The organism is Rhodococcus sp. CX (assembly GCF_015865005.1).
In the GTDB taxonomy this organism is placed as follows: domain Bacteria; phylum Actinomycetota; class Actinomycetes; order Mycobacteriales; family Mycobacteriaceae; genus Rhodococcus.
The window spans coordinates 78,405-83,090 of the sequence record NZ_JADZGH010000111.1 but is presented as its reverse complement, the minus strand read 5'-3'; the positions used below and the strand labels follow the sequence as shown (position 1 = coordinate 83,090).

The following is a 4,686-nucleotide window of genomic DNA, read 5'->3' as shown; positions in this document are numbered from 1 at the left end:
CCCACTTGATGTTCGCCTGCTCGTCGAACCGCGCCTTGATCTCGACGAGCGCCACCACCTGCTTGCCGGCCTCGGCGGCCGCGATGAGCGCATTGACGATGGGGGAGTCGCCGGAGGTGCGGTAGAGGGTCTGCTTGATGGCGAGAACCTGGCTGTCCGCGGCCGCCTGCTCGATGAAACGCTGCACACTGGTGGAGAACGAATCGTACGGATGGTGCACGAGTACATCGCCTTCCCGGAGCGTGGAGAACACGCTCTTGGGCGTCTCGCGCTCACCGAACGCCGGGTGCGTCGCCGGGACGAAGGGTGCATCCTTCAGGTCCGGCCGGTCGACGGAGTAGACCTGCCACAGGCTCGACAGATCGAGCAGACCCGGCAATTGCACGACGTCGGCAGGGTCGACATCGAGTTCGCGCAACAGCAGGTCGAGCATGTGCTCGGTCATGTCGTCGGAGACCTCGAGCCGCACCGGCGAACCGAAACGGCGTCGTGCCAGTTCGCGTTCGAGGGCCTGCAACAGATCCTCGTCGCGGTCCTCCTCGACCTCGAAATCGGCGTTGCGGGTGACGCGGAACGCGTGGTGCTCGACGATCTCCATACCGGGGAACAACACGTGCAGGTGCGCGGCGATCAGTTCCTCGAGCGGCAGGAAAGCGGGAATGCCGTCGGAGATTCCGGGGCGGTCGACCCGGACGAACCGGTCGACATTGTCCGGAACCTTCACGCGCGCGAAGTGCTCACCCGCGGACTTCAGATCCTTCACCGTCACGGCGAGATTGAGGCTCAGCCCGCTGATGTAGGGGAACGGGTGCGCGGGATCGACGGCGAGCGGGGTCAGAACCGGGAACACCTGCTCGGCGAAATAGTCGGTCAGACGCACCTTCTCGTCGTCCGACAACTCGGACCACCGGATGATCGAGATGCCTTCGTTTGCGAGATCGGGCTGAACCATGTCGAGGAACACCCGGGAGTGCCGGTTGGCGAGTTCGCGCGTGGACGAGGCGATCAGCGCGAGCTGGGCGCGCGGAGACAGTCCGTCCGCGGACCGTACCGCGAGGCCGGTTTCCGCGCGACGCTTCAGGCCTGCGACACGCACCATGTAGAACTCGTCGAGATTCGACGCGAAGATCGCGAGGAACTTGGCGCGCTCGAGCAGCGGCAGCGACGTGTCCTCGGCGAGGGCGAGAACTCGCGCATTGAAATCGAGCCAGCTCAGTTCGCGGTTGAGATACCGGCCTTCGGGAAGGCCGTCGGCGAGCGCCGGCAGCGCAGCGGCAGCGGGCGGCGCTGCCGGGGCGGAACCGATCCGCGAGGTCGTCGCGGTCGCGACGCTGTTCGACACGGAGCGCTCGGGAGATTCGGGGTCGGGCCGTCGATCTGTGCTGTCACCGTTGTTCACGGATTCATTGTGGCAGGAACCGGTTAACGCAGGGAGCCGAGCGGAAGCCCGATCCGGTCGAGCGTCGCGGTGGTCGCGGGGCCGACACCCAGCGCCACGGCCGCCTCGAGATCGGCTCCGGTGTCGACATCGAGCCGCAGTCCGGGCCAATCGCCCTCGAGCGCGCGGGCGCCGGATGCGATGTGGCGGGCGGCGGAATCCGATCCGAACCGCGGCTCGAACGGCCGATCGGGGAAACAGTGGACGAGCGCAGAGGTGCCGGCCCCGGTGTGGTCCACGACCACCGCCCGGCCGACCCGCCGCGCGTGCGCGAGCGCCTCGGCGAGTTCGCTCGGGTGCACGGCCGGGAGATCGGCCTGCAGCGCGACGAGCGTCGCCTCCGGTGCCGACGTCCGGACCTGCCCCGCGGCATACGACAGTGCCGCATTGAGCGGTTCCGTTCCGCTGTCGGGAGGATCCGCCAGGACGTGGGCGCCGCGCGCTCGCGCTGCCCGGGCGACGTCCGGATCGCCGGTGACGACGGTGACCGTGACGTCCTCGAGGTGCAGCGCCGCGTCCAGGGTGTCCTCGAACATCGCCAGCGCCAGGTCGGCGCGCTCGCCGGGGGTGTAGACCCGCGCCAGCCGCGTCTTCGCCAGGCCGAGGGCCTTGACGGGGATCAGCACGTGCGGGGCGGTCATGGCTGCCGATTCTGCCAGCCGGGGGAAACCGGCGCGGTCCGGTGTCCGGTCGTGCGTTCCCGGGCGCGGGTGTTCGCGCAGCTCGCGACGATCGTCTGGGCAATACTGTGACGACGAGCGGTCGGCGATCGGCCGGTGGTGGTGATACGAGCAAAGGGGACTGCGTGAGCAAGGCGACGGTGTTGGGGGCGGGCTCGTGGGGGACGGCGTTCGCGAAGGTGCTGGCCGAGGCCGGAACCGATGTGACGATCTGGTCGCGCCGTGCGGAGGTCGCCGAGTCGATCGAGACGCGGCACGAGAACCCCGGATACCTGCCGGGTGTCACACTGCCCGAATCGCTGCACGCGACATCGGATCACCGGCTCGCCCTCGCGGGTGCGGATTTCGTGGTCCTCGCGGTGCCGTCGCAGTCGTTGCGCGAGAACCTGGAGCACTGGCGGGACGACATCGGCCCGAACGTCACGCTCGTCAGTCTCGCCAAGGGGATCGAGCAGGGCACGCTGCTGCGGATGAGTCAGGTGATCGCTCAGGTGACCGGCGCCGAGGAGAGCCGCATCGCGGTGCTGTCCGGGCCGAATCTCGCCCGCGAGATCGCCGAGGGCCAGCCCGCCGCGACCGTGATCGCCTGCACCGATTCGGGACGCGCCATGCAGATCCAGAAGTCCTGTGCCACAGGGTATTTCCGCCCATACACGAACTCCGACGTGATCGGCTGCGAGGTCGGCGGGGCCTGCAAGAACGTCATTGCGCTGGCGTGCGGGATGGCCGTCGGTGTGGGTCTGGGCGACAACACGATTGCGACGATCATCACCCGCGGCCTCGCCGAGGTCACCCGACTCGGCACGGCAGTCGGCGCCAAGCCGGCGACGCTCGCCGGTCTCGCGGGCGTCGGGGATCTCGTCGCCACGTGCACCTCGCCGCTGTCGCGGAACCGGTCGTTCGGTGAACGTCTCGGCCAGGGGGGTTCGCTCGAGAGTGCCCAGGAGGCCACGCACGGTCAGGTCGCCGAGGGCGTCAAGTCGTGCACGTCGGTGCGCGCGCTCGCGGCCAACTACGACGTCGAGATGCCGCTGACCGACGCGGTGCACCAGGTTTGCTACGAGGGACTGTCGGTGCCCGAGGCGATCGGCCGGTTGCTCGGCCGTCGCACCAAGCCGGAGTGAGCCGGCCGTGGCGCGTGATCCGCGAACGCCGGGGAATTCGACACGCTGCGTGAAAGCGGTTGCGGCAGAACATGAACCGGGTGCACCGATGCAGCCGGGACCGGTGTTCGCGGCGCCCTATCAACTCGGCCCCGACGAGGATCCGGCGCTCGACAGCTACGCGCGCGCATCGAATCCCGGTTGGCGGGCACTCGAATCGGCGCTCGCGGAGCTGGAAGGCGCGGCCGCGGCGCGCGTCGTCGGGTCCGGAATGTCCGCTGTCACCGTCGCGTTGCGGTCGCTGGCGCAACCGGGCGGCACCGTCGTCGTTCCGTCCGACGGCTACTACCAGGTGCGCGCGTACGCCCAGGAGTTTCTGGCGCCGCACGGGGTGACCGTCGTCGAACTGTCCTGCGCGGAGTTCGGCGACGGCACCCTGACCGACGTTCTGGTGACCGCTCCCGACAATTCCGTCGTGCTGGTCGAGACACCGTCGAATCCCGGTCTCGACACCGTGGACCTGCGCGCGATCGCGACCGTGTGCCACATGTGCGACGCACTGCTGCTCGTCGACAACACCACGGCCACCCCGCTCGGTCAGCAGCCGCTGGCGCTCGGCGTGGACGCCGTCGTCGCGAGCGGCACCAAATCGCTCAGCGGCCACAGCGACCTGTTGTTCGGATACCTCGCCGTCGCCGACTCCGCGTTGCTGCCGCGTATCGACCGGGAGCGGTTGTTCTCCGGCACCGTCCTCGGACCGTTCGAGACGTGGCTGGCGCACCGCAGCCTCGGGACCGCGGGCCTGCGGTTCGAGCGGCAGTGCGCCAACGCCCTCGCGGTCGCGCGGATGCTGCGATCGCATCCCGCCGTCGAGGGGGTGCGCTATCCGGGGCTGCCGGACGATCCCGCCCATCCGATCGCCGCCGCGCAGATGAGCAGGTTCGGTCCGCTGGTGACGTTCCGGCTCGCCGACGAGCACGCCTTCCACCGGTTCGTCGCGGCCTCCGAGCTGGTCGGAGCGGCGACGAGTTTCGGCGGGATCCACACCACGGCCGACCGGCGCGCCCGCTGGGGCGACCGCGTGCCCGCCGGATTCGTCCGGCTCTCGTGCGGCATCGAGGATGCCGAGGATCTCCTCGCGGACATCGACGCGGCTCTCCGGGCGGTGTGACCGGCACGGCATCGTGAACGAACCGGCCCTACTCGGGTATGGCAGCCGGTACCCGTGCCGGTACGGTTTGTACGTGAGCAATCCCCGCACCCGGGTGGCCGTCGTGTTCGGCGGCCGCAGCAACGAACATTCCGTTTCCTGCGTTTCCGCAGGCAGCATCCTGACCAATCTCGATCCCGAACTGTACGAGGTCGTGCCGATCGGGATCACCACCGACGGCGCGTGGGTGCTCGGCGACTCCGATCCCGCCCGGCTGGCGAAGGCCGGGCGCGAACTGCCGACGGTCGCGGCGGA

3 protein-coding genes and 2 pseudogenes are annotated in these 4,686 nt (G+C 69.4%); 3 read left to right on the top strand and 2 right to left on the bottom strand.

Annotated features, from left to right (window positions below; translation table 11 throughout):
* Together I0Q12_RS32705 and cofC are read right to left on the bottom strand one after the other, a co-directional pair.
* Nucleotides 1–1,342 (bottom strand): annotated as a pseudogene (locus I0Q12_RS32705) (RNA degradosome polyphosphate kinase); the annotation flags it as partial.
* Nucleotides 1,343–1,422: 80 nt separating this feature from the next.
* Nucleotides 1,423–2,079 carry a 2-phospho-L-lactate guanylyltransferase gene (gene cofC / locus I0Q12_RS12465; protein ID WP_197252214.1) on the bottom strand — a complete coding sequence of 219 codons (657 nt, stop codon included), beginning with the start codon at nucleotides 2,077–2,079 and terminating at the stop codon, nucleotides 1,423–1,425.
* 164 nt (nucleotides 2,080–2,243) lie between these two features.
* On the opposite strand from cofC, the gene I0Q12_RS12460 reads away from it, so the two are divergent.
* The 3 genes and pseudogenes from I0Q12_RS12460 to I0Q12_RS32700 form a co-directional block, all read left to right on the top strand.
* Nucleotides 2,244–3,242, top strand: coding sequence for an NAD(P)H-dependent glycerol-3-phosphate dehydrogenase (locus I0Q12_RS12460; RefSeq protein ID WP_197252213.1), 999 nt, complete (start codon nucleotides 2,244–2,246; stop codon nucleotides 3,240–3,242).
* 49 nt (nucleotides 3,243–3,291) lie between these two features.
* A complete protein-coding gene (locus tag I0Q12_RS12455; protein ID WP_248673327.1) occupies nucleotides 3,292–4,392 on the top strand; it encodes a cystathionine gamma-lyase in 1,101 nt (366 codons plus the stop codon).
* Between the two features lie 73 nt (nucleotides 4,393–4,465).
* Nucleotides 4,466–4,686 (top strand): annotated as a pseudogene (locus I0Q12_RS32700) (D-alanine--D-alanine ligase A); the annotation flags it as partial.

Excerpts from the sequence above, each read along its gene's own strand:
- cofC (WP_197252214.1), bottom strand. The coding sequence starts at position 2,079 with ATGACCGCCCCGCACGTGCTGATCCCCGTCAAGGCCCTCGGCCTGGCG.